The sequence below is a fragment of the Synechococcus sp. Nb3U1 genome (assembly GCF_021533835.1).
Classification (GTDB): Bacteria; Cyanobacteriota; Cyanobacteriia; order Thermostichales; family Thermostichaceae; genus Thermostichus.
The window spans coordinates 1712707-1737515 of record NZ_JAKFYQ010000001.1 but is presented as its reverse complement, the minus strand read 5'-3'; the positions used below and the strand labels follow the sequence as shown (position 1 = coordinate 1737515).

22 protein-coding genes and 1 pseudogene are annotated in these 24809 nt (G+C 55.6%); 9 read left to right on the top strand and 14 right to left on the bottom strand.

The genetic code is table 11. The features are described 5' to 3' along the window. Positions 1–66 precede the first annotated feature (66 nt). From gltB to L1047_RS08140, 3 genes are all read left to right on the top strand, one after another. Positions 67–4662 (top strand): glutamate synthase large subunit, encoded by a 4596-nt coding sequence (gene gltB, locus L1047_RS08150; RefSeq protein ID WP_235278376.1) that lies wholly within the window; start codon positions 67–69, stop codon positions 4660–4662. A 219-nt stretch (positions 4663–4881) separates the two neighbouring features. Next, positions 4882–5004: a helix-turn-helix domain-containing protein gene (locus L1047_RS08145; RefSeq protein ID WP_235278375.1), complete on the top strand. Its 123-nt coding sequence runs from the start codon at positions 4882–4884 to the stop codon at positions 5002–5004. Positions 5005–5118: 114 nt separating this feature from the next. After that, positions 5119–6024: a transposase gene (locus L1047_RS08140; protein WP_328286061.1), complete on the top strand. Its 906-nt coding sequence runs from the start codon at positions 5119–5121 to the stop codon at positions 6022–6024. Positions 6025–6135: 111 nt separating this feature from the next. On the opposite strand, the gene ndhI is transcribed toward L1047_RS08140, so the two are convergent. The 4 genes from ndhI to L1047_RS08120 all read right to left on the bottom strand — a co-directional run bounded on the left by ndhI (position 6136) and on the right by L1047_RS08120 (position 9415). Further along, positions 6136–6762, bottom strand: a complete 627-nt coding sequence (gene ndhI, locus L1047_RS08135) for an NAD(P)H-quinone oxidoreductase subunit I (protein ID WP_235278374.1) — start codon at positions 6760–6762, stop codon at positions 6136–6138. Between the two features lie 42 nt (positions 6763–6804). Further along, positions 6805–7923: an NADH-quinone oxidoreductase subunit NuoH gene (nuoH, locus tag L1047_RS08130; RefSeq protein ID WP_235278908.1), complete on the bottom strand. Its 1119-nt coding sequence runs from the start codon at positions 7921–7923 to the stop codon at positions 6805–6807. A 73-nt stretch (positions 7924–7996) separates the two neighbouring features. Beyond that, positions 7997–8200 (bottom strand): hypothetical protein, encoded by a 204-nt coding sequence (locus L1047_RS08125; protein WP_235278373.1) that lies wholly within the window; start codon positions 8198–8200, stop codon positions 7997–7999. A gap of 30 nt (positions 8201–8230) precedes the next feature. Continuing rightward, entirely contained in the window at positions 8231–9415 is a 1185-nt protein-coding gene (locus L1047_RS08120) for an NAD(P)H-quinone oxidoreductase subunit H (protein WP_235278907.1), read from the bottom strand. A gap of 185 nt (positions 9416–9600) precedes the next feature. On the opposite strand from L1047_RS08120, the gene L1047_RS08115 reads away from it, so the two are divergent. Then, the gene (locus L1047_RS08115) at positions 9601–9930 is read left to right on the top strand and encodes a DUF3288 family protein (protein ID WP_235278372.1); all 330 of its coding nucleotides are present in this window, start codon (positions 9601–9603) and stop codon (positions 9928–9930) included. Positions 9931–9970: 40 nt separating this feature from the next. Here the strand turns inward: L1047_RS08115 and L1047_RS08110 are convergent, their stop codons facing one another. Both L1047_RS08110 and L1047_RS08105 read right to left on the bottom strand, forming a co-directional pair. Next, on the bottom strand, positions 9971–10528 hold the full coding sequence (locus L1047_RS08110) for a carboxymuconolactone decarboxylase family protein (RefSeq protein WP_235278371.1): 558 nt from the start codon (positions 10526–10528) through the stop codon (positions 9971–9973). Positions 10529–10667: 139 nt separating this feature from the next. Continuing rightward, the gene (locus tag L1047_RS08105; RefSeq protein WP_235278370.1) at positions 10668–10922 is read right to left on the bottom strand and encodes a hypothetical protein; all 255 of its coding nucleotides are present in this window, start codon (positions 10920–10922) and stop codon (positions 10668–10670) included. Positions 10923–10982: 60 nt separating this feature from the next. Between L1047_RS08105 and ureG the strand changes: the two genes are divergently transcribed. Beyond that, the gene (gene ureG, locus L1047_RS08100) at positions 10983–11645 is read left to right on the top strand and encodes an urease accessory protein UreG (protein WP_235278369.1); all 663 of its coding nucleotides are present in this window, start codon (positions 10983–10985) and stop codon (positions 11643–11645) included. Then, positions 11642–12427 carry an urease accessory protein UreD gene (locus tag L1047_RS08095; RefSeq protein ID WP_235278368.1) on the top strand — a complete coding sequence of 262 codons (786 nt, stop codon included), beginning with the start codon at positions 11642–11644 and terminating at the stop codon, positions 12425–12427. The genes ureG and L1047_RS08095 overlap by 4 nt, the downstream gene beginning before the upstream one ends. On the opposite strand, the gene L1047_RS08090 is transcribed toward L1047_RS08095, so the two are convergent. Together L1047_RS08090 and L1047_RS08085 are read right to left on the bottom strand one after the other, a co-directional pair. Beyond that, positions 12424–12642 carry a hypothetical protein gene (locus L1047_RS08090; protein WP_235278367.1) on the bottom strand — a complete coding sequence of 73 codons (219 nt, stop codon included), beginning with the start codon at positions 12640–12642 and terminating at the stop codon, positions 12424–12426. The two genes, L1047_RS08095 and L1047_RS08090, sit on opposite strands and share 4 nt — an antisense overlap. Before the next feature lie 17 nt (positions 12643–12659). Continuing rightward, positions 12660–14597, bottom strand: a complete 1938-nt coding sequence (locus L1047_RS08085) for a choice-of-anchor Q domain-containing protein (RefSeq protein WP_235278366.1) — start codon at positions 14595–14597, stop codon at positions 12660–12662. A gap of 315 nt (positions 14598–14912) precedes the next feature. Between L1047_RS08085 and L1047_RS08080 the strand changes: the two genes are divergently transcribed. Together L1047_RS08080 and L1047_RS08075 are read left to right on the top strand one after the other, a co-directional pair. Further along, entirely contained in the window at positions 14913–15602 is a 690-nt protein-coding gene (locus L1047_RS08080) for a hypothetical protein (RefSeq protein WP_235278365.1), read from the top strand. A 282-nt stretch (positions 15603–15884) separates the two neighbouring features. After that, positions 15885–17198, top strand: a pseudogene (locus L1047_RS08075) (AAA family ATPase); the annotation flags it as partial. 184 nt (positions 17199–17382) lie between these two features. Here the strand turns inward: L1047_RS08075 and L1047_RS08070 are convergent. The 6 genes from L1047_RS08070 to ebsA form a co-directional block, all read right to left on the bottom strand. Beyond that, complete coding sequence (locus L1047_RS08070) at positions 17383–19344, bottom strand: DNA polymerase III subunit gamma/tau (protein WP_235278364.1); 1962 nt, start codon at positions 19342–19344, stop codon at positions 17383–17385. Between the two features lie 67 nt (positions 19345–19411). Then, entirely contained in the window at positions 19412–19855 is a 444-nt protein-coding gene (locus L1047_RS08065) for a hypothetical protein (protein ID WP_235278363.1), read from the bottom strand. A gap of 220 nt (positions 19856–20075) precedes the next feature. Further along, positions 20076–20675 (bottom strand): dephospho-CoA kinase, encoded by a 600-nt coding sequence (gene coaE, locus L1047_RS08060; RefSeq protein WP_235278362.1) that lies wholly within the window; start codon positions 20673–20675, stop codon positions 20076–20078. 20 nt (positions 20676–20695) lie between these two features. Beyond that, positions 20696–21319, bottom strand: coding sequence for an ATP-dependent Clp endopeptidase proteolytic subunit ClpP (gene clpP / locus L1047_RS08055; RefSeq protein WP_235278906.1), 624 nt, complete (start codon positions 21317–21319; stop codon positions 20696–20698). Between the two features lie 209 nt (positions 21320–21528). Then, positions 21529–23217, bottom strand: a complete 1689-nt coding sequence (cimA, locus tag L1047_RS08050; protein WP_235278361.1) for a citramalate synthase — start codon at positions 23215–23217, stop codon at positions 21529–21531. Beyond that, positions 23207–23578 (bottom strand): type IV pilus biogenesis protein EbsA, encoded by a 372-nt coding sequence (gene ebsA, locus L1047_RS08045; protein ID WP_235278360.1) that lies wholly within the window; start codon positions 23576–23578, stop codon positions 23207–23209. Before ebsA ends, cimA begins: the two co-directional genes overlap by 11 nt. A gap of 343 nt (positions 23579–23921) precedes the next feature. On the opposite strand from ebsA, the gene larE reads away from it, so the two are divergent. Then, complete coding sequence (gene larE, locus L1047_RS08040; RefSeq protein ID WP_268836208.1) at positions 23922–24782, top strand: ATP-dependent sacrificial sulfur transferase LarE; 861 nt, start codon at positions 23922–23924, stop codon at positions 24780–24782. Positions 24783–24809: the final 27 nt, after the last annotated feature.

Below are 24809 nucleotides of genomic sequence, written 5' to 3'. Positions count from 1 at the left end.
TGGATTGAGATATGCTGGTTTTCCACATCTAAACGTGTGGGTTTATTCCAGACTGCTTCTACCCCTATGAATCCTCATCATTCCCAGATTACAGTTCCCATCCTGAACGAAAGCTGGCACTTTCAAGAGCGGGATGCCTGTGGGGTGGGTTTTTTGGTGGATCAGCAGGGAAGAGCCAGCCATGAGCTGTTGCAGAAAACTCTGACGGCCCTCACCTGCATGGAACATCGGGGCGGCTGTGGCGGTGATAACGAAACCGGGGATGGGGCAGGCATTACAACGGCGATCCCCTGGCCCTTGATTCAGGCGGAAGTGGGATCCCTGGATCCCGCCCACAGTGCGGTGGGCATGGTATTTTTGCCCCAAGAGGAGGGGGAATCCCGGGCAGTTCAGGATCTGATCGATGGCTATTTGGCCAACACCGAATGGCGACAGGTGGCTTGGCGACCGGTGCCGGTGGATCCCGCCCGGTTGGGGCCAATGGCCCGGCAGACCATGCCCTCGATTTGGCAGCTGATCCTCACCCACCCCAGCTTGAGGGGAGATGCTCTGGAGCACCAACTGTATCTGTTGCGGCGGCGCATTCGGCGACAGGTGGAGGCGCAGTTTGGCTTCTACTCCCTCTACTTTGCCTCTTTATCCTGCCGGGTGATCGTCTACAAGGGCATGGTGCAATCGGCGGTCTTGGGGCAGTTTTATCGGGATCTGCAAAACCCCCTCTACACCACCGCCTACGCCACTTATCATCGCCGCTTTAGCACCAATACCCTACCCCGCTGGCCCTTGGCCCAACCTTTTCGCTACCTCTGTCACAACGGCGAGATCAACACCTACCTGGGCAATGTCAACTGGATGGCGGCCCGTCAGCAAACCCTTTCCCACCCGATTTGGGGGGAGGAGGTGGAGGATCTGAAGCCGATTATTGACCCCGGCACCAGCGACTCGGCAGGGCTGGATGCGGTGTTTGAGCTGTTGATCGAATCGGGCTACTCCACCCAGCAGGCGATGATGGTGCTGATCCCGGAAGCCTACCGCCATCAGCCAGAACTGCAGGATCACCCGGAAGTGGTGGATTTCTACGAGTTCTTTGGGGGGCTGCAGGAACCTTGGGATGGCCCGGCGATGGTGGTGTTTTGCGATGGCAAAACAATCGGGGCCACCTTGGATCGCAATGGTCTGCGCCCGGCTCGCTATGCGGTGACCCGGGATGGGGTCATCGCCGTTGGCTCGGAAGCAGGGGTGGTGGATTTTCCAGAAGCGGAGATCCTGGAAAAAGGGCGGCTAGGCCCGGGGCAAATGCTGACGGTGGATCTGCAGAGCGGGCAGCTGTGCAAGAACTGGGGAATTAAAACGCAAGTGGCGGCCCAATATCCCTACGGCGACTGGCTAAAGGCCCATCGCGTCGAGCTCAGTGCCCAAGGGTTTGAAAATACCCCCCACCTCTTGGAGGAACAACTGCTACAGGCCCAAACCGCCTTCGGTTACTCCCTAGAAGATGTGGAGATGATCATCGAAGATATGGCGGCCACGGGCAAGGAGCCCACCTTCAGCATGGGAGATGATGCGCCCCTGGCGGTGCTCTCCACCCAACCTCATCCTCTCTACGACTACTTCAAACAACGCTTTGCCCAGGTCACCAACCCGGCTATTGACCCACTGCGGGAAAGTTTGGTGATGTCCTTGGATGTCTATCTAGGGGCTAAGGGCAACCTGCTGGAGATCCGCCCAGAAAATGCCCGCCTGCTACAGTTGCGTAGCCCGGTGCTCAACGAAGCTGAGCTAGAAGCCCTCAAGCACACACCTTTCCCCTGTGAAACCCTGGGGATTCTCTACCCAGTTGCCGATGGCCCACAAGGCTCAAGAGCTCGCCTTGGATCCCTGTGTGAGGAAGCCGTAGCGGCTGTACAGTCCGGGGCAGAAATTCTGATTCTCTCTGACCGAGGTTTGAATGCCGAGCAGGCTTTGATCCCGCCCTTATTGGCGGTAGGAGCGATCCATCATCATCTCATCCAGCAGGGCCTGCGTCTAAAAACCTCGCTGGTGGTGGAAACCGCCCAATGCTGGAGTACCCATCACTTTGCCTGTTTGATCGGCTACGGGGCCAGTGCCATTTGCCCCTATTTGGCCTATGAATCGGTGCGGCAGTGGTGGCACAAACCTAAAACCCAAACCCAGATGGGATCCGGCAAGTTGCCCCGGCTTTCTTTACCGGAGGTGCAACTGAAGTACCGAGCTGGGATCGAGGCGGGGTTGCTCAAGATTCTCTCCAAAATGGGCATTTCCCTGCTGTCTAGCTATCACGGGGCGCAGATCTTTGAAGCCATCGGCCTTAGCCAAGAGGTGATTGATATCGCTTTCCGAGGTACAGTGTCGCGGGTGGGGGGCATGACCCTGGCGGATTTAGCCCGAGAAGGGATGCTCAACCACCAGCGGGCTTTCCCGGAGTTGAGCCAGAAGAAGCTGGAAAACTTTGGCTTCATTCAAGCCCGACCCAAAGGGGAATACCATATCAACAGCCCGGAAATGGCCAAGCTGCTGCACAAAGCCATCGAATCCGGTCAGCCCGCCCACTACGAAACCTACAAGGCCCATTTGCGGAGCCGCACCCCCACCGCCCTGCGGGATCTGTTGGACTTTAAGAGCGACCGGGATCCCATTCCTCTGGAGGAGGTGGAGCCCGCTTCTGAAATTTTCAAACGCTTCGCTACAGGGGGTATGTCTTTGGGTGCCCTCAGCCGCGAGGCCCACGAAACCTTGGCTATTGCCATGAACCGCATCGGTGGTAAATCCAACTCCGGCGAGGGCGGCGAGGATCCGGAGCGGTATCTCACCATCACGGATGTCGTTGCCGACGGAACTTCCATTCGCTTTCCCCATCTGAAGGGCCTGAAGGCAGGGGACAACGCCAGTTCGGCCATCAAGCAGGTGGCTTCCGGTCGCTTCGGGGTGACGCCAGAATATCTGATCAATGCCCAGCAGATTGAAATCAAAGTGGCTCAGGGGGCTAAACCGGGGGAAGGGGGGCAACTGCCGGGCAAAAAGGTTAGCCCCTACATCGCCAAGCTGCGGCGCTCCAAACCGGGGGTGACCTTGATCTCGCCGCCACCCCACCACGATATTTATTCGATCGAGGATTTGGCCCAACTGATTTTTGATCTACACCAAGTGAATCCCCAGGCTAAAGTTTCGGTGAAGCTGGTCTCGGAAATTGGCATCGGTACGGTGGCTGCTGGGGTGGCCAAAGCCAACGCCGATATCATCCAAATCTCTGGGCATGAAGGGGGGACAGGCGCTTCACCCTTGAGTTCCATCAAGCATGCCGGGGTGCCCTGGGAGCTGGGTCTGGCAGAGGTTCACAGTGCGCTCCTAGAAAATGGCCTGCGGCATCGTTCGATTTTGCGGGTGGATGGCGGCATTCGCACCGGCTGGGAAGTGGTGATGGCGGCCATGCTGGGGGCGGAGGAGTTTGGCTTTGGCACCGTGGCCATGATCGCCGAAGGTTGCATTATGGCGCGAGTCTGCCACACCAACAATTGCCCCGTCGGGGTGACCAGCCAGAAAGAAGAGTTGCGCAAGCGCTTCCCCGGCACCCCAGAGCATGTGGTGACCTTCTTTGCCTTTGTTGCCGATGAGGTGCGCCAAATTTTGGCCCAACTGGGCTATCGCTCCCTGAAAGAGGTGATCGGGCGGGTGGAGCTGCTGTGCCCTCGGGCCGATGCGCGGCTGGAAAAAACGAATTCCTTGAATTTGGATTGTTTGCTTGGGATCCCTGTCACCGAGGCCAAAACCCTACCGGATTGGTTGGAACATGAGCCGGTACATTCCAACGGCCCAGTGCTGGATGACGAGCTCCTGGCAAAACCGGAGACCCAAAAGGCTTTAGAAACCTGTGGTACGGCGACTCTGGAAACCCCGATCGTCAACACGGATCGCTGTGTGGGCGGACGAATTGCCGGAGCCATAGCCCGCCTGCATGGCGATACAGGCTTTGCCCAGCAGGGAGGGCAGTTGGATCTGCGCTTTGTCGGCAGCGCTGGGCAGAGCTTTGGGGCCTTTACTCTAGCGGGAATGCGTCTTACCCTGACGGGGGAAGCCAACGACTACGTAGGCAAGAGCATGTGTGGGGGTGAGATCGTCCTCCTAGCCCCCGCCGCCGCGCAACGGGATCCCTCGCAAAACGTGATTTTGGGCAATACCTGTTTGTACGGGGCGACGGGGGGCTATCTGTTTGCCAACGGGCAAGCAGGGGAACGCTTTGGAGTGCGCAACTCGGGTGCCCAGGCGGTGATCGAGGGATCCGGCGATCATTGCTGCGAGTACATGACCGGCGGCGTGGTGGTGGTGCTGGGCCGGGTGGGTCGCAACCTGGGGGCTGGCATGACGGGGGGCTTGGCCTATGTGCTGGATGAACAGGGCAACTTCCCTGCCAAGGTGAATGGGGAGATTGTACGGATCCAACGGGTGCAGACGGCAGCGGCAGAGGCCCAACTGAAGGGACTCATTCAAGAGCACTATCGCCTCACCAATTCCCCGAAAGCGGAACGGATCCTGCAAGATTGGGAAACTTATCTACCTCAGTTCTGGCAAGTGATCCCGCCTTCAGAAGAGGGTACAGAATTGACGAATTTGACCCAAGCCAAGACGGTAGCCGTATCCTCTTGAGTGCCTGTGGCAGCCTTTTCCAAATCAGAGGAAAAGACCAAGAGGCCTATTTAGCTATTAAGCGGGTAGACCGCAGGTCGTTCCTAGCCCCGCACTGTACCTGAAAGGTCAGCGTCGGGATGAGAGCCGCATGACTGAGCGAAGCGAAGGAACAAACTATCCCTGCCTCTCAACAGATGATTCTTTATCACAATGCTAGGTTTGTGATGATATAGAGGTATGCTGAAAGCAATTAAGGTCAGAATTTATCCCACTGATGAGCAGTCCATCACGCTAGCCAAGCATTTTGGTTGTACGCGATGGCTGTGGAATCATTGCTTGTCTATCATGACGGAAACGTAAAAAACGACAGGTAAGGGAATCTCTGCTTTCAACATGAAGAAACAAATCTCAGTGCTGAAAGTTGAGCATGAATGGCTGAAAGAATCTTATTCACAGTGTTTACAGTGATCGGTACTGAATCTGTCTCAGGCATTCCAGAACTTCTTTGCAGGTAGGGCGAAGTATCCCAATTTCAAATCGAAGCATCATCGCCAGTCTGTTCAGTTTCCCCAAAACGTCACAGTAACTTCTGAGTCTGCGATTAAGTTCCCTGGTTCTCTGGGGGTTGTTGCAGCCAAGATTCACCGACCGATTGAGGGAGTATTGAAGACTGTCACGGTGTCAAAGATGCCAGATGGAAAATACTTTGCATCGCTACTGGTAGAGGACGGCATAGAAAAGTCTGAATCTTCCAGTGAGGGAAAAGCGATTGGGATTGACTTGGGGTTGACAGACTTTGCTGTTACTTCTGATGGTTCTAAGTTTGCCAATCCAAGGCATCTCAAGAAGCATGAGTGCAACCTGAAACGGAAGCAGCGCAAGCTGTCTAGAAAAAAGAAAGGTAGTCAAAATCTAAACAAAGCACGAATCAGAGTTGCTAAGGTTCATGCCAAAATTGCCAGAGCGAGAGAAGACTTTCATCACAAGCTATCCCGCAAGATAGTGAACGAAAACCAAGTGATTGTGGTGGAAGATCTAGCGGTTAAGAATAGGGTCAAGAATCACAACCTGGCCAAGTCAATCAAGGATGTTGGCTGGGGGCAGTTCTGCACCATGCTCAGATACAAAGCAGAGTTTGAAGGTAAAGTGTACCTGGAGGTTGGGCGATTCTTCCCAAGCTCTCATCTTTGCTCAAATACGCTGCTACCGCTAGAAAATATGGATTTATCGATGCGCTCGTTTGTCTGCCCTCACTGCCAAGAACGGCATGATAGGGACATCAACGCAGAGATTAATATCAGAAGAAATGAAGGCTTGCGGATTTCGGCCTCAGGAGGTGGGGCTGCTGCTCTAGGACGCGATGTAAGACCTAAGGCGTAAGTCTACCCTCTCCGAGGCTGTCGCGGTTGATCAGAGAAGCCCGCGCTGTAGGCAGAGCAACCCTGCGGGAAGCAAGCCATAGCGTCGGGTACTTCACACCTGTCTCCAGCACTATTTGACAGCAGCAGGCTTGGCTTCCTTTTCTTTTGCTGCTTTGGCGGCTCGCATTTCGGCCAAAATCTCTTCAGGTCGTCTGCCTGCCCGCTGGGATCCGGCGGGTAACTCGTGCGGATCGATCACCCCTTTGGGCAGATAGGCAAACTCGCGTAGTGGCGTGACCATCGGGTCTTCCGTCACCTTAGAGGGCAGCCGGCCCATCGCCGCCTGGTGATAGTTGAGGTCGTGGCGGTCGTAGGCAGCCAGCTCGTAATCTTCTGTCACCGAGAGACAGTTGGTGGGGCAAAATTCTACACAGTTGGCACAGAAAATGCACACCCCAAAGTCGATGCTGTAGCTGTAGAGCTCTTTCTTTTTCAGCTCCGGGTTAAAGGCCCAGTCCACCACGGGCAGATCGATCGGGCACACCCGCACGCAGATTTCGCAGGCGATACATTTGTCAAACTCGAAGTGAATACGCCCCCGGAAGCGCTCGGACGGGATCAGCTTCTCGAAGGGATACTGCACCGCCACCGGGCGCCGACCCATATGGTCAAAAACCACCCCCATACCCTGGCCAATGTATTTGGCGGCATTCACTGCATCGCCCACATAGTCACTGACGCGCTTCAAAAAAGTCATAGCCCTGTTCTCCTTCTCTCTCTTGCCTCTCTCACCCTTCATTCAACCACCGAAAAAGGCTGGGAAAGCCAGCTTCAGCCCTGCTGTCAACAGCAAGTTGACAAACGAAATCGGCAGCAAGAATTTCCAACCCAAATCCAGCAGTTGGTCAATCCGCACCCGTGGCAACGTCCAACGCACTAAGATGGCCAGAAACACGAAGATAAACGCTTTCACCATCGTCATGACAATGCCCAGGGCCGCCGCGCCAATCTGTAGAAAAGGGTTATCCAAAGGGATCCCTGCAACTCCAGCAAGGGTTTCCACCGGCACCACAAATGACCAGCCCCCCAGATACAACACCGCTGCAATCAAGGCCCCCAGCAGCAAGTTGGCATAGGATCCCAGGTAAAAGAGGGCGAATTTCATGCCGGAATACTCGGTTTGGTAGCCGGCCACCAATTCTTCTTCAGCCTCCGGCAAATCAAACGGGATCCGCTCCGTTTCCGCCAGAGCAGAGATCAAGAAAATCACAAAGCCAATCGGTTGCCGCCAAACGTTCCAGCTGAGAATGCCCAACCCACTCTGTTGCTCGACAATCCCTACCGTATCGAGGCCGTTGCTCATCAGCACCACCGCTAGCACTGACAAAGCCAGCGGTAGCTCATAGCTAATCGACTGGGCCGCCGCCCGCAACCCTCCCAACAGCGAGTACTTATTATTGGAGCCATACCCCGACATGAGCAAGCCAATCGGCTGCACGCTGGAGATGGCGATCAAGAAAAACACGCCGATGGCAATGTTAGAGATCAACAGGTTTTGGCCAAAGGGAACCACCAAGTAACACAAAAAGACCGGCAGGAATACCAGCACCGGCCCTAGGGTAAATAGGATCGGATCTGCCAAAATCGGCAGAACATCCTCTTTGGCGAGCAGCTTCAGGCCATCGGCAATCGGGATCAGCACCCCCTGAGGGCCGGCCATGTTCGGGCCAATGCGCTGTTGGGCTGCTGCTGAGATTTTCCTCTCCAGCCAAGTCATCACCATCACCCCTAAGGTGGCGGCGAGGATCAGCAGCAACATCGGCAAGGGCATCCAGAGAGCATGGGCCACACCGGCTCCCAAGCCCAAGTTCTGAAGGGCGGTCTCAAAGCCAAGTTGTAGGTCAATACCAGTGTTCATCATGCGGTTGGGTTGCTCCCTGGAAAATAGAAAATAGCAGTTGCAGAGGAGAGGTTAGGATCCCTTCAGGAGGTCATCTTTTCCCTTCCGGCTCCGAGTTTGGGGGACGACTTTGGCGGCGTAGCTCCTGCTGAATGATGGCATTAAGACGAGCATCAGAAAGCTGTTCAGCACGGCGGCGTCTTTCCTCTTGGTGCTTGGCCCATTGCTTCGGGCCGATAATGACTACCGCAGCAGCCACAATTAGTAGTGGCAAAACCAAGAGCGCCCAGACCATCGCGCTTATCCTCGCTTTCCTGGACTGATCTTAGCGATCCACCTCGCCCATAATAATGTCGATACTGCCCAGAATCGCGATCATATCCGCCACCTTCATCCCACGGATCAGCTGCGGCAATACCTGCAAATTGATAAAACCGGGCGGGCGAATTTTCCAGCGCCAAGGGCAGGGATTGTCATCCCCGACCATATAAATGCCTAGCTCCCCCTTGGCACTCTCTACCCGCACATAAGTCTCCCCCTTAGGAATCTTGAAGTTGGCGGAGGGCTTTTTGCTGATGAACTGGTAGTCGCCCTTGTTCCACTCGGATTTGGGCCCCTCCATCATCCGCTTCGCTTCTAGGTTTTCAAACGGGCCACCCGGCAGAGATCGCACCGCCTGCTGCACAATCTTGCAGGACTCGCGCATTTCTTTCATGCGTACCCGGTAGCGAGAGAGGCAGTCCCCTTCCGGCGAAACCGCTACCTCCCAGTCGAAGTCGTCGTAGCACTCGTAGTGATCCACCTTGCGCAGATCCCAGTTCACGCCGGATCCCCGTAGCATCGGGCCCGACAGCCCCCAGTTGATCGCATCTTGCTTGGAAATGACCCCTACCCCTTCCAGGCGCTTGCGGAAGATGGGGTTGTTAGTGACCAGCCGCTCGTACTCATCCACCTTGGGCAGGAAATACTCACAAAAATCTAGACATTTTTCTGTCCAACCGTAGGGCAGATCCACCGCCACACCGCCAACTCGGAAATAGTTGTTGTTGATCAGGCGCATGCCGGTGACGGCTTCAAATAGGTCAAGAATCCACTCCCGTTCCCGCATTGCATAGAGAAAGGGCGTTTGCGCGCCCAAATCCGCCAAAAAGGGGCCGAACCAAAGCAGGTGGTTGGTGATGCGAGTCAGCTCTAAGAGGATAACCCGCAGGTAGCTAGCCCGCTTCGGTACACTCACCCCGGCCAGTTTCTCGGTGGCATTGACGGTGATCGCCTCGTTGAACATGCCTGCGCCGTAGTCCCAACGGGAGACATAGGGCAGATATTGCACCACCGTCCGGTTCTCGGCGATTTTCTCCATACCCCGATGCAGGTAGCCGATGACAGGTTCGCAATCGACAATGTTTTCGCCATCGAGGGTAACCAGCAACCGCAAGACCCCGTGCATGGAGGGATGATGCGGCCCAAAGTTAAGCAACATCCGGTCGGCACGAGTCTCGATCATGGGCATGTGCATAGCCGCCGCCTCCGCAACTGAGAAAGTTCATGATCCGCAACATCTGTAGTATAACGGCTTTGGCTTCACTCCACTGACATCCGCAGGCATCAGGGATCCCAATCCTTGGTATCAGGGATCCACCTGGCTTGGGCTAACGTGGTTGGGCAAAGCGAAAACACAGCTACCTACAGCTACTTATGGCCGCATCCAGTTCGTCGTCGGGAAGCAGCAGCCCCTCCCTGCGCGACCAACAGCACCCGCAATATGCCACCGACCGCGATTTGCTCAATCAAGTGATGGCTCGTGCGCAGGAGCAGCCCCCTTCCGATTGGGTACTAGCGGAGGTGGCCCGTTTGCGCATCCGTTACCAAGGCTTTCCGGGGGCACGGGATCTGCAACGGGATCTAGATGAGATCCTGCAGCAGTGGGGCATGAGCGAAGAAGACCTGTTTGCTCAAACTCGCAAAATTCATGAGCGGGGACAGGTGTATGACCGCAGCTTTAGCAAACGAGATGACTGGGCCTAGGAGACTCAACAAGGGGATCCCTGCTGCGTACTAAGACTTACTAAGAACTATGCAACTGCTCGGCAAAAATCGGATCCAAAGGCACATCCAAGGCAGCGATCACCTTGGTCCAAAAGTTCATAAACCCGATCAGCGCCGACAACTCCACTAGATCCGCCTCTGACCAAATAGCTTTTAATTGGGCAAAGAAGCTGTCGGTTACCACCATGCTGGGCACCGTCATCCGTTCGGCGTACTCGATCGCCAGTTTTTCTGCCTCAGTGTAGAGAGTGCTAGTGCGGGACTGGGCAACCGCCGCAATTTTGGCAGGGGTAGCGCCGTATTTTTGTGCCTGTAGCGTGTGGTAGGGCAGGCAGTAGTGCCGACAGCCATTGATTTGAGAGATGCGAATACTGACCAGCTCTTTGAGCTCTTCTGGTAGGTTTGGGTTTTCTGCATGGAGCGCCCCATATAGGGTCATTACCGCCCGCATCAGTTGCGGCTTGTGGGCCATCACCTGCAGGGGGTTGAGGGCTGTGCCATAGACTTTTTCTAGGCTTTCGTAAACTTTTTGGAGCTGCTTATCAGCATCTGCTGGGGTGACAGGAGGGATCCGCATGAGCAATCAACACAATCGATTCAGGCATCCTTGACTTTAGCGCGTTTGGGGGATCCACCCAAGCCCAGTTGAACAGGATCTTCTGGACTTCATTACGAAAGCTGCCACACTGGCCCGAAACTCAGATAAAGGCTATGGGTCAAGGATTGCCGAGGGATTGCTCAATGGCTTCCACCTGCTGCTGGGTGCCACTGACGCTCTGGTTCAGGTTTTGCTGTAGCTGTTCACGAGATTGATAGATCTCCATCGGCGCACCCTGCGGGATCCCTTGTTGAGCGGCTTCCGGGCTGATTTGCTCTGGCCTTGGTTCGGAACTAAAGGGGTTGCGATAAAGGCGATTCACCACCACAAAACCGACCAATACCACTGCAGTTACCACCAAAAGCCTGACCATAGTGGGGATCCCTTGCGACCATCTGGTTCTAGAATGCCCTGAAAGAGCTTCAGGTGTCAGATGTCGGGTGAAATTGTGCAGCCTTTACAGCCGGTGCGGGTTGGCATTGGGGGCCCAGTGGGATCCGGGAAAACTGCCCTGGTGGAAAAGCTCTGTTTGGCGCTGCGGGATCGCTTATCTTTGGCGGTGGTCACCAACGATATTTATACCCGCGAGGATGCCGAGTTTTTGGTGCGGGCCAAGGCTCTAGAAACAGAGCGGATCATTGGTGTGGAGACCGGCGGCTGTCCCCATACTGCCATTCGCGAGGATGCCTCTTTGAACCTAGATGCCATTCAGGAACTGGAGCGGCGCTTTTGCGGGCTGGATTTAATCCTGGTGGAATCGGGGGGAGACAATCTGGCGGCTACCTTTAGCCCAGAGCTGGTGGATGCCTGCATTTACGTCATTGACGTGGCCGAAGGAGACAAAATCCCCCGCAAGGGGGGGCCGGGGATTACCCGCTCGGATCTGCTGGTGATTAACAAAATTGATCTGGCTCCCTATGTGGGTGCAGACTTGGGGGTAATGGAACGGGATGCACGCCGGATGCGGGGAGATAAACCGTTTGTATTCACCAATTTGCGTACCGGGGAGGGACTGGAGCAGATCATAAGTTGGCTAGAGCGCGAAGTGTTGTTTCGCTCCGTCGCTGCTGGATCCCCTTCTTTTAGCCTGCTGTGAACTTCGGCAGCGCCACCCTAAAAACGACTCGGCAGGGCGACTACACCCGAGTCTGGGAATATTCTCAGGCCCCTTTGCAATGGCTAGGTGGGCTAGGTCTTGGCCCGCGGGGATCCCCTGGGGATCCGCCAGTTTACTATTTACGCAACCCCAACGGCGGCTTGCTAGGAGGGGATCAACACCAAATTCATCTTGAAATTGGGGCTGCCTCTGCCCTGGAAATTCGCACCCAAGGGGCAACACGTCTGCACCCGGGCTTGATTGAGCAGCAGGTGAGCATAGACCTAGCTCCCGAAAGCGAGCTGATCTGGATCCCCCACCCTCTCATCCCCGGTGCTGGAGCCGACTTTCGCCAGCAAGTTCAGATTCACTTAGCCCCAAGTGCCCGTTTGGCCTATGCCGAGATTTGGACGGCAGGACGACTGGCCATGGGCGAATGCTGGCAATTTGAGCGGCTGCACAATTACCTACAAGTTTGGGTCACCTCCCTTGCCTCGCCACAAGACAAAATCCTGTGGCTACAAGAACAGATGGATCTCCGCTTTCCCCACGAGCAAATTGCTTCTGGATCCGTACTCGGATCCTATACCTGCTGGGGATCCCTGTATTTACTGGGGGATTGGCCAGAACCAGATTGGCCCTCTGATTCAGAACACTGGTTGGTGAAATCGCCGGATCCAGTCTGTCAAGGATGGATTTTGCGTCAGGTTGGCCAGCGAGCAGAAACCCTTTGGCAGACCTTTCAACGGTTGGGATCCCCTCCAGTGCACCTTTCCCCCTAATTGGTGCGCACCACCACCCGTACGGGCTCCGACAGACTTACCACAGGCGGATTGCTATAGCTGCTGCCTACCTGCAAAAAAACCGTGAAGGAAGCAGGCAAACTCGGCTGCTGAGTGGGCTCCTGCGGCAGAAGACTGACACCGTTGCTACTGCTCGACCCACAGCCAGCCAAAATCAGGCCTAATCCTAACCCAATTGCGAGCTTACTCATCATTAGCCTCACTATTAACTTCACTCCAACACGACTTGAAAACCGATTGACCCACTCACCCCCGCCGGGATCCCATCGGGCAGAGTCACCACCACCGCTCCGTTGCGATTGGTTCCCTGACAAGCGGCAGGAACGGGTTGCCCAGCCGGGATGAACTGTGTTGTGAAATCTCGGCTGGCCACCCCAGCGATTATCACTTGGGTACTCGCCTGCAGCGGCAGTTGCGGTGAGCTGAAGGCCAGTCCCTCCGGCACCAGCACACACACTTGCACCGGAACCCGAATTGGCCCACCCAAGTTGCGAAAATCAAAGACTACCCCCCGCAACTGGTTGGCCTGCACCTCCAAAGTCGGGATCCCCTCTTGCCGGGTTTCTTGCACAATCAACCGGGCAGGATCCCAAACCAAACGACCCGCCGGGGGACGGTTGGGGGATTCTGGGGTCGGGGTGGGAGTTGGTTCAGGGGTCGGGGTAGCTGTGGGTGTCGGGGTGGGAGTTGGTTCAGGGGTCGGGGTAGCTGTGGGCGTCGGTGTCGGGATTGGCGTGGGTGTGGGCTCGGGTGTCGGGGTGGGAGTTGGTTCAGGGGTCGGGGTAGCTGTGGGCGTCGGTGTCGGCTCGGGTTCTGTCAGAGCACTTTCAAAGGCCCCGATATCGCAGGTGGTGCTAGCCGGCTGGGGACGAGTCACCCCTCTTTGGTCGAGGTTATTGATAGGGGCTGCTGCACAGATACCAGGGTCTGCGGCCTCTAGGGCGGGGCTATTGGCTACCAAGGCCAGGGTCAGAACCGGTGTTCCCGGCAGAACCCCAGCAAAGATCGTGGTGCCATTGGCAGCTAGGGTGGTCTGCAGAACCGTGGAAATAGCCCCAGTTGGCACAATGTTCCCTGCCACGGGGCAACCACCAGCATTGCCACTGACGCCAAAGACATTCTTGCTGCCGCTGATGCTGCCGGAACATTCTTCATTGCCGGCAGAACCCGTGTTGCCAGCGATAATACTGTTGTTCACCGTTGCTGCGGTAACGGCACGGATCCCGCCGCCATCGAAGTTTGCGCTATTGCCACTCAGGGTGCTGTTGCTCACCGTCGCGGTACTGGCAAAGATCCCGCCGCCCCGAGTTCCTGCGCTATTGCCACTCAGGGTGCTGTTGCTCACCGTTGCGGTAACGGCACGGATCCCGCCGCCGCCAAAGTTTGCGCTATTGCCACTCAGGGTGCTGTTGCTCACCGTTGCGGTAACGGCACGGATCCCGCCGCCGCCAAAGTTTGCGCTATTGCCACTCAGGGTGCTGTTGCTCACCGTTGCGGTGTTAACGGCATAGATCCCGCCGCCATCACTGCCTGCGCTATTGCCACTCAGGGTGCTGTTGCTCACCGTTGCGGTGGTACTGGCAAAGATCCCGCCGCCGCCAAAGTTTGCGCTATTGCCACTCAGGGTGCTGTTGCTCACCGTTGCGGTAACGGCACGGATCCCGCCGCCCCGAGTTCCTGCGCTATTGCCACTCAGGGTGCTGTTGCTCACCGTCAGGGTGGTGCCGCTACCTGCCCGGATGCCACCACCGTCGCCAGCAGTGTTTCCATTGCTGATGGTCAGTCCCTCAATCTCTACACTGAGGTTATTCCCAATATCAAACACCCGAACTAAATTATTCCCACTTACCTCTAGGTCGGTTGCTCCTGGCCCGTCAATCACCACATCTTCAGTAATCGTCGGTAAGGCAGTGACCAGGGTAATGATTCCTGTGACGCTGAAATCGATGGTGTCAACAGTAGGAAGAGAATCCCCTGCTGTGCAGCCTTGCACTGCGGCATTGGTATTGGCCGCTTCGATGGCATCCCGCAGCGTACACTGCCCGGCTACAGAGCCTTGATCCAGGCTGTTCACCGTAATCGTTGCCGCCTCTGCTGCTCCTGCCCACAGTGCCAGTGTCGCCAGCGGGGATCCAAGCAGGAGCAACATTTTCCACCATCCGGCTGGCTGTCGCCGGTGAGACAGGGCTGGCCTGCCCGCAGAGAAAATCATTAGAACCACTCCTCACTCAGGGTTAAAATTTGGCAAAACTTTGCTGCCGCAACGTTTCACTGCCTCAAGATGAAGAGCATCTCTAGGTTTGTATTTCACAAGGAGCAACAAACTTGCCGTTTCAATTTGAACCTGAGGTGCAAAATATCAACAATTGGCTCATTTGGCAACCGGCACCCTCGACACCAATGTTGTACATAGAGTAAGAGACAGGTTGTTGTTGTATCTCGATTTTCGGAGGAATCCTGAATCATGAGCGCTGATCAGACCAGTGAACCCAGCCCAACCCCCAAAGAGCCTGAAAATCAACCGATCGGGCAAGTTTTAAAACAAGCAGGTCTTTTGAGTGAGGGACAGATCCAGGTGGCGCTGATGGATCAAAGTTATTCTGGGCTTTTGTTTGGTGAGATCTTGGTGGCTCGGGGGTGGATTAAACCAGAAACCATCACCTTTTTTCTCGATCACTTGATCTTGCCGCGTACCGGTGAAGGGCGCTCCCCCAATACAATCCCTCCCGTCACTCCACCGATAGACTTTCAGCCCAACCCCTCCCCAGGGGATCCCGCCGCTGTGCCTGAACCTCTCACCTCGGCAACAGAACCTCCTACCCCGTCCGATGAGGATTTATCCCGCTATGTCACCCGTTCGGGGCGGATCCCTTCCGTACCTGTCCGTGCCAACGCCCCCTCAGTGCAACGGCCTCCAGCAGCCATCCCTCCCCATTCTGAGCGCCGTACCCGCAACTGGTTGAATCCCTTCCGCCGGACAGCTCCTCCCACTCAATTTCCCCCTCCCACTCCATTTCAAGCCAAACCCAAAGAAACCTTCTTCTCCGGTGTAAAAGTAGATGGCTACTCCATCCAGGAGGAGTGGGATGCAGCCAGCGAGCACCTACTGGATGAGCTATTGGAAGATAACGATTTGCGGGAATTGCTTGAGTGAATTTAGCCACTCAAGTTGCAGCCCAAAGCGCTCAAGAACCTTGGCTAGGCCCCTCAAATCTCTCCTCGATATCTTGTCATTAGAAACTGAGGAGCATTCATTTCAAGATCGAAAATATCAACTACCTTTGTAACCTCAAAAATGAAGGTTTCACATTAAGTTTGCGTGACAGCCTTTTCCGACTTCATGGACGACACAAAGTTAAGAAGAGATTCTTGTCGGACAAAGGGTTGGTCTGCATCGGCTGTAGTATATATCGCTGGAAAAGGCTGTAGAGACATTATGGATTTGTTCGAGTATCAAGCTGCTCAGCAGCGGGAAAAGCAAGCCCCTCTAGCCGCGCGTATGCGCCCCTGTACCCTGGATGAATTTGTTGGTCAGGAAGCTATTTTGGGAGAAGGGCGGTTATTGCGACGCGCCATCCAGGCGGATCAACTTTCATCCCTGATTTTCTTTGGCCCGCCCGGAACTGGAAAAACGACTCTAGCTCAGATCATCGCTAACCAAACTCGCGCTCACTTCATCACCATCAACGCTGTCTTGGCCGGGATCAAAGACATTCGAGCTGCCATCGATGAAGCCCAAGAACGACTGCGGTTGTATGGTCAGCGCACCATTTTGTTTGTGGATGAGGTGCACCGCTTCAATACCTCGCAGCAGGATGCTCTGTTGCCTTGGGTGGAAAACGGTACGGTCATTTTAATTGGAGCGACTACCGAGAATCCTTATTTTGAAGTCAATGCTGCTTTGGTGAGTCGCTCCCGATTGTTTCAACTGAAAACCCTCACCCCCCAGGATCTGGCTCTCATTGCCCAACAGGCTCTCCGGGATCCGGAACGGGGTTATGGCGCACGTAAAGTACGGGTGGAATCTCCGGCCCTAGAGCATTGGGTGAATGTTGCCAATGGAGATGCCCGTGCTTTGCTCAATGCCCTAGAGCTCGCGGTAGAAACCACGGATCCTGACTCCGAAGGCGTGGTTCACATCACTTTGGCGGTAGCGGAAGATTCCATCCAACAACGGGCCTTATTATACGACCGTGATGGAGATACCCATTTTGATAGCATCAGCGCCTTCATCAAAAGTGTGCGCGGATCGGATCCTGATGCAGCTTTGTACTGGCTGGCGCGAATGATTCATGCGGGAGAAGATCCTCGCTTTTTGTTCCGTCGTATGGGGATTTTGGCCAGTGAAGATATAGGGTTAGCCGATCCACAGGCGATTGTGGTGGTGAATGCCTGCGCGGCTACGTTTGATCGGGTCGGTTTGCCGGAGGGGCATTATGCCTTGGCTCATGCGGCTCTCTACCTGGCCACTGCCCCGAAATCCAATAGTGTATTGGGCTTTTTCGAAGCGCTGCGGGCGGCCGAACAGAACTATTCTGATGAAGTGCCCCATCACCTGAAAGATGGCAACCGCGACAAAAAAGGCTTAGGCCATGGGGCGGGGTACCGCTACCCGCATGCTTTTCGAGAGCACTGGGTGCCTCAACAATACCTGCCGGACAATTTACAGGGATCCCATTTTTATCAACCTTCCGATCAGGGTTACGAAGGCAAACTTCGGGATCAGGTGTTGAAGCGACGAGAAGTTCAGTCTGAATAGTCTCTTTTTACGGCTTTTTCTAGTACCTCGCGTAGCGGGACGGAGTCCTTTCTTTATCGACTAAGTCCATATGGGCTAATTCCTGATCAGATCAGGATTCGATTAGGATTCTAGGCCACCTCAGCTCCTCCATAAACTCGGGAAAAGCCATATCTCAAAAACCCAAAACAAAATATCAAAAAGGGAGATCCTCCCCCTCTTCTGCTGTAGGGACTTGCACCCTTGATAAGGGGGGTACAACAGGAGCCAATGGCGGTTCGGCTACCTCTTCAGTGAACTCAGTTGGGGATCCCTCTGCTTCCACAGCTTCCAGGGGCTGAAGGTTTGGGGATCGCAGCACCCCCTCCAAATCCACCAAGCTGCCGTTGAAGTGTTCAGCAAAGCGGCGGGCCACCTCTTCTAGCTCATCCATTTCGGTTAGAGCGGCACGAGGGGGGGTGGGCAAGGGATCCGGCTGGGGCGAGTTTTGTGAGGGTGAGGGACGCTCAGATGGGGGATGATCCACCCGTTCTGGATGTTCTGAGCTAGAGACAGGTGGGGCTCCCTGGGTAGAAGATGCCGGGGCTGCATCACGACTGGATGTGGTGTGGATGGCTTCGCTAGACCGTTGCACGATCAAATGGAGTCGTACAGAACGCTGTAACAGGCTTTGCAACACGGAGTGCAGTTCCGATTCTTTGCCCCGGATTTTTTCTGCCAGTCCTTTGCTGGGAAAGGCTAGTGTGATTTCTTCTGGAGTCTCTTGGTGTAAATGGCCGGATCCCAGCAGGGCTTTGGTAATGGGAGAGAGCCGCTTCAAAAACTCATCCCAACGGGGCCGCAGCAGATTCACCGGGCTTTCCAGTGGTCTTGGTTCAGGGGGTGCTGTCGGATCCCCTTTTGGAGGGGGTGGCTCTGGAAGAGGGGGTGTAACAACAGGTGGTGCGGATACCGACTCTTTGACAATTGGTGGAGTTGCAATCGAGGCGGGGACAGCTTCGGATTTAGAGATCGGCAGACTAACAGAAGCCGCTTCTCCGCCCCTCATGCTCAGGTGACCCTGCCGCAGGCACAACAGATCCATCAGGGCAATTTCCAGCCATAGACGCGGTTGTCCACTCTGGCGAATTTGCGGCTCACACTGGCGCAGATGGCTCTGGGCCGACAGGAGCATCTCCACCGAGTAGTTGGGGGCACGCTGTCGCAAAGCTTCCCAGGTGGGATCTGTCAGGGTGACCAATTCTCGCTGTTGCGGTGCGGTTTTGATCAGCAGCAGATCCCGATAAAAGGCCACCAAGTTTTGCACCAAAACCAGAGGCTCTTTGCCATGTTCCAACAGTTGCCGAGCTTGAGTCAGCACCCCTTGAGCATCCTGAGCTGCTAGCGCATCGATCAAATCCAGCAGGTGGCGTTCGGGGATCGCCCCTACCAAATCCCAAACCGCCTCCGGTGTGATGGTTCCTTCCAATAGGCTGAGTTGATCCAATAAACTTTCCGCATCCCGCAGCCCCCCTTGAGACAGTTGGGCCACCAGTTGCAGAGCTGTAGGGGTGATCAGGATCCCTTCTTTGGCGGCAATTTCTCCCAGATGCGCCACCATATCGCTGAGGGGAATACGCCGATAATCGAAGCGCTGACATCGAGAAATGACGGTGGGCAGCACCCGCTGAGGATCGGTGGTCGCCAATACGAACACCACATGGGCGGGTGGCTCTTCAAGCGTTTTCAGCAAAGCATTAAAGGCCGCATTGCTGAGCATGTGGCATTCATCAATGACATAGACCTTGTAGCGGCTGTTCACCGGGGCAAACTGCGCCCGTTCGATCAACTCGCGGATGTTGTCTACACCGGTATTGCTCGCGGCGTCGATCTCAATCACATCCAGAGAAGATCCACCCGTGATGGCGCGGCACTGACTACAGACCTGACAGGGATCCGCTGTTGGCCCCCGTTCACAATTCAAAGACTTAGCCAAAATGCGAGCACTGGAGGTTTTGCCTGTACCGCGCGGCCCACAAAACAGATAGGCGGGAGCAATGCGACCCAAGCGGATGGCATTGGCCAGGGTTTGTACCACCGCCGCCTGGCCGACCACATCTGCAAAGCGCTGCGGGCGATATTTTAGATGGAGGGGTTCGTAGGCGTTGCTCCCAGCCATTCAAGAACTCCATCCCATGATGGTGAGCCGGTCTATCCAATTGTGCCAATTGTGGCCCAACCCAAACTCAGGAATGAGGCTGCAACTCCACCGTTGCCTCTGTGCCATGGGTCTGTACAGCAGGCAAAGCCAAGGGATCCCGGCGGCGTGGTGCAGCAAATTGGGGGAGTTTCACTTTCCATCCGGGGGAATCCATTTGATCCATGTGGTGTAGATGGTAGCTGAGGTGATAGAGATCCACCCGTAGTTGACGGTTTTCCGCTTGAATGGCGGCAATGCGCTCACGAATCGGTTGAATGCGGGCCTGAACCTGACGGCGATACATCTCCGGCAACTCCTGCATCATTTGCTCCAACACCTGTTTCTCTTGGTAAAGCTGCTCGATCTCCGCCTCATAGCTGCGAATTTGCTGGTGTTGTTTCTCTTGCCGCAGTTGCATCAGGTCGAGTTGGCCTTGCAAAATGCGGTTGCGTTCCCGTTCTGTGGCTAGCGCTTGGGCTTGCTCGACCATTTTCGGATCTGGCTGGATTGATTGGGGTTCGCGTATCCTCAACTGTTCCTGTAGGTAGGGATCCAGCTGCCTGAGAACTTCGGCGGCTATTTTCTGGACAAGAACCTCAAGGTTCTGATCCACGGATTCGGATCTAGCCTGTATCCGCTCAGTTTGCATAATCATTTTCTCAACCCACCCACAGATAGCGCAAAAGGGAGGGGATCCCTTATCCGTCACTCTATCCGACCCAGTGGGGCGGGGCAATCGTCAGAGCTTGCTGCACCTGTCTTTGCAGATCAGATAGGGATCCGGAATTATCCAGCACGACATGAGCCCGTTGTATTTTTTCAGTCAAGGGCCACTGGCTGGCAATGCGTGCCTCCATTTGATCGACGATCAGGGGATCCCGGTGCGAGAGGCGTTGTCGTTGTTGTTCGGGGGTACAGGTAACCACCCAAATTTCGCTCACCCAGTCTTCCATGCCTGCCTCAAACAAAAGAGGAATCATCAAGCAAACGGTAGGGGATCCCTGCTGAGCCTCTAGAAAATGATGCAATTCCGTTTTCACAAACGGGTGAATCTGCTCTTCCAACCACACCCTTTCGCTGGGATCTGCAAACACAATTTGCCCCAGCCGAACACGATCCAGCTCGCCCTCCTGGGTTTGAATGCTAGCTCCAAAGCGATGCAATACCCTTGCTCGAACTGGGGACCCTGGCACAAGGGCTTGTCGGGCCAACTGATCCGCATCCGCCACTGGGATCCCGTGCTGTTGCAAGATTTGGGCAACGGTGGACTTGCCTGTGCCCATTCCCCCGGTGAGGCCAATGATCCTCATGAGGCCATCGTCCAACCAGCTTACGAGTCAACCGCTTGGGTTCGCTTATCGGTGGGCAAAAACTGCCGCTCCAGTACCTTATCCACTAGGCCATAAGCTTTGGCTTCAGCAGCGCTCATGTAAAAGTCGCGGTCATTGTCGGCTTTGATCTTCTCGTAAGGTTGGCCGGTGCGCTCCGCCATGATTTTGTTGATCTGTTCATCAATAAACAACAGCTCTTTGGCTTGAATTTCAATATCCGTCGCTTGGCCTGCCGCCCGTCCAGAACTTTGGTGGGTCATGATGCGGGCATTGGGTAGGGCCATACGTTTGCCAGGAGCCCCAGCACAGAGCAAAAAGGCTGCCATACTGGCTGCTACCCCCATGCAGATGGTGCACACATCCGGCTGAATGTATTCCATCGTGTCGTATATGCCCATGCCGGAATAGACGGAGCCACCGGGGCTGTTGATGTAAAGATAAATATCGCGGGTGGGATCCTCCGCTTCCAAAAACAGCATCTGGGCGATCGCCAAGTTAGCGGCACTATCATCAATCGCCCGACCCAGAAAGACAATCCGATCCCGCAAAAGCCGAGAGTAGATGTCAAAGGCCTTTTCGCCACGGGAAGACTGCTCAATCACCGTCGGCACGACAATCCCCATAGGATTTTGACTGAGATGGGGTAGGAGTTGCGCAAAATCAGATATCGACATAGGGCTTGGGGGATCCAACCAAAAGGAGAAGTCTATGCTAGCCATCGCTTGCCTCGCACCACAAGACCAGCCCGACCTATGTCTAGAATGGCATCCCATTCTGCAGTCGACAGCCCAGTCGTTCGGGAAAGTTGAGGGTTAACTAAGCCTGGGGATCCTCAGGAAACCCTCGCTGCAGTCGCCGAGGAACGATAATCGGCAGAGGTTGGCAAGGGGGAGCTCGGGGGCAGCAGGCTATACTCCAGTCCCTCCACCAAGGCTCGACAGGAAGCCTCGATGATATTGGTGGAAACCCCTACCGTCGTCCAGCGGTGGTGACCGTCGCTAAACTCCACCAGCACCCGGGTTTTGGCCGAAGTGCCCGCCCGTCCATCCAAGATCCGTACTTTGTAATCCGATAGGTGAATCTGTTCAATCTGGGGATAAAACTCCTGCAAAGCTTTGCGCAAGGCCCCATCTAGAGCCGCTACAGGCCCGTTGCCTTCCGCCGCGCTGACCCGTGTCTGCCCCTGCACGGCAATTTTCACCGCCGCCAAGGATTGCACATCTGCTTCTTCCCCGGTGGGATCCCAATCTTTGCTGCTCCACCCCGACCGGGTGGTGGTGCTGATGTTAAAACTAAGCACCTCAAAAGGATGGGAACGCTGCCCCAATAGCCCCCGTACCAGCAGTTCAAAGCTGGCCTCGGCAGCTTCAAACTGATAGCCCTCTAGCTCTAGGGTTTTCAGCCGTTCCAAAATCGAGCGTGCTTGCGGATCCGATTTATCCAGTGGGATCCCAAATCCAGCCATTTTACTGAGGATGTTGCTCAGGCCCGCTTGCTCGGAAACCACCACCCGGCGGCGGTTGCCCACCCGTTCTGGCGCAATGTGCTCGTAGGTGAGGGGGTTCTTCTGGACGGCACTGACGTGGATCCCGCCCTTGTGGGCAAAGGCCGAGAGACCCACAAATGGAGCATGATCATCGGGGGCCAAGTTGACCACCTCGCTGATGGAACGGGAGATCTCCGTCAGGTATTGCAGCTTCTCTTCCGGTAGGCAGGGGTAGCCCAGCTTCAGTTGCAAGTTGGGGATTAGGCTACACAGGTCGGCATTGCCGCAGCGTTCGCCGTAGCCGTTGATCGTCCCCTGCACCATGCGGGAGCCCGCCTGCACCGAGGCAAGGGCATTGGCGACAGCAGTGCCGGAATCGTTGTGGGTGTGAATGCCTAAGGGCAGATGCCGTAGGTGGTGGGATTCCGCCAAAACTGCTGCCGTGCTCTGGGCGATCTCATGGGGTAAGGATCCGCCATTGGTATCACAAAGAACCAGCCACTCCGCTCCGGCCTCGGCAGCGGCCACCAGGGTTTGCAGAGCGTAGTCGGGGTTGTGGCGGTAGGCATCGAACCAGTGTTCGGCATCGTAGATCACCCGCCGCTGCTGGGATCCCAGATAGGTGATGGTATCTCGGATCATGGCCAGATTTTCTTCCAGGCTAGTGCCCAACCCCTGTGTGACGTGTAGATCCCAGGATTTGCCAAATACCGTCACATAGCGGGTGCCCGCCGCCAAAATGGCTTGCAGTATCGGATCTTCGGCGGCTCTGCGGCCGGGCTTGCGGGTGGCGCAAAAGGCCACCAACTCCGCCTGCGTCAGGGGTTCTTCCCGCAGTTGCCAGAAAAACTGCACATCCTTAGGATTTGCTCCCGGCCATCCCCCTTCAATGAAGGGGATCCCGAGCCGATCCAGCAGCTTGGCGATCTGCAATTTATCCTGCACCGATAGCGATAGTCCCTCCCGCTGTGCCCCATCCCGCAGGGTGGTGTCGTAGAGGGTAACCCCGCTTGGGCAACCTGGCTCACTCTTCATGTCGCATCAGTTTTTTATAAAAGGCAGTGGTAAAGTCTGGGGGCTGTCCCCGCTGCACCAGGGCGACCACATCGATTAGGTGATCCACAAACTCGTAGTTGGCAATCGAGAGCTGGTAGGTCAGATCAGCATCCTGGGCAAAAATCACTTGAACCACCGTCAGGTCAGAAGGCAATGGGGACATGCGCCAACTGGCCAAGAACTGGATTGGCTCCTCTCCCTCAACAGCTCGCTGTCCTTCTAGGCTAGCTTTTTTATACAGACCGACGGCGAGAGCCAAGTATTGTCGGCGCGCAACCGCGTAGTAGGGCTGATAGACGGCGACTTCCGGAAGACTTGCGGGTTCAAGTTGAAGGGCCATAGGGTGCCAAGACCAGGGAAAGTCAATATAAGCTGAAAAGCGACAGGGCCGAAGCAAGACGTTATCCCATTCTTACTGGTTCCAGCCTATTGCGCCAGCGGATCAGAGGCCTATGGGTAGGTTGCCCGATTGGCTATGTTCCGGGATCCAAATTGGCCAACCTCGCCTGGAGATGAGGGATCCCGCATCCAAAGCTGGGGGGAACCGTTGGAAAGTCAGGGAACTCTAGGAAACAATAGGAGAGAGATGGGGTAGGCTGCACGCCCCATCTGGATCGCGATCAACGAGCTTAACCACCCTCCTAGTCCCCAAGACTTTAAGACTTAAGGAATCCTTGGCCCCAATGAACAGTCCCCAAGCCCCATTCGCCCCCTCTTTGGATTCGTTGGATCCCGCTTTGGGGAAAAAGCTTGAGCAGGCTACCCAGATCTTCGCCGAGATGGAGCAGGTGTTGGTGGCCTATTCCGGAGGAATTGATAGTACGTTGGTGGCCAAGTTGGCTTGGGATCAGCTGGGAGAGCGGGCTTTAGCGGTGACGGCGGCCTCTCCTTCGCTGCTGCCGGAGGATTTGGAGGAGGCCATCGAGCAAGCTCAACAAATGGGGATCCGTCATGAGATTGTGCAAACCCACGAGTTGGAGGATCCCAACTACGCCGCCAACCCCATCAACCGCTGCTATTTCTGCAAGAGCGAACTGCACGATACGCTGCGCCCATTGGCCCAGAGTCGGGGGTATGGCTACGTGGTGGATGGCCTCAATGCCGATGATCTGTCGGATTATCGACCGGGGGTACAGGCAGCTTTGGAGCGGGGGGTACGCTCTCCCTTGGCGGAGGTGGGGATCAGCAAGCTAGAGGTACGGCAGTTATCTCGCCATCTGGGTTTGCCCTGGTGGGACAAACCAGCTCAGCCCTGTCTTAGTTCCCGGTTTCCCTATGGAGAGGGGATTACGGCTGAGAAATTGCGTCGGGTGGGAGCAGCTGAACGCTATTTGCGGAGTTTGGGTTGGCGACAGGTGCGGGTACGCTCCGAAAAAGATACCGCCCGTATTGAATTGCCCCCCCAGCACATCCAGGAATTTATCCTGAAAACAGACTTAGAGGCACTGGTAAAAGCCTTTCAAGCAGCGGGTTATCTCTACGTCAGCCTGGATCTGGAAGGTTACCAAAGTGGCAAGCTCAACCGGGTGCTCAATCAGGTTTAAGCAACGGCGGGCCAAGACCAAAAGGGT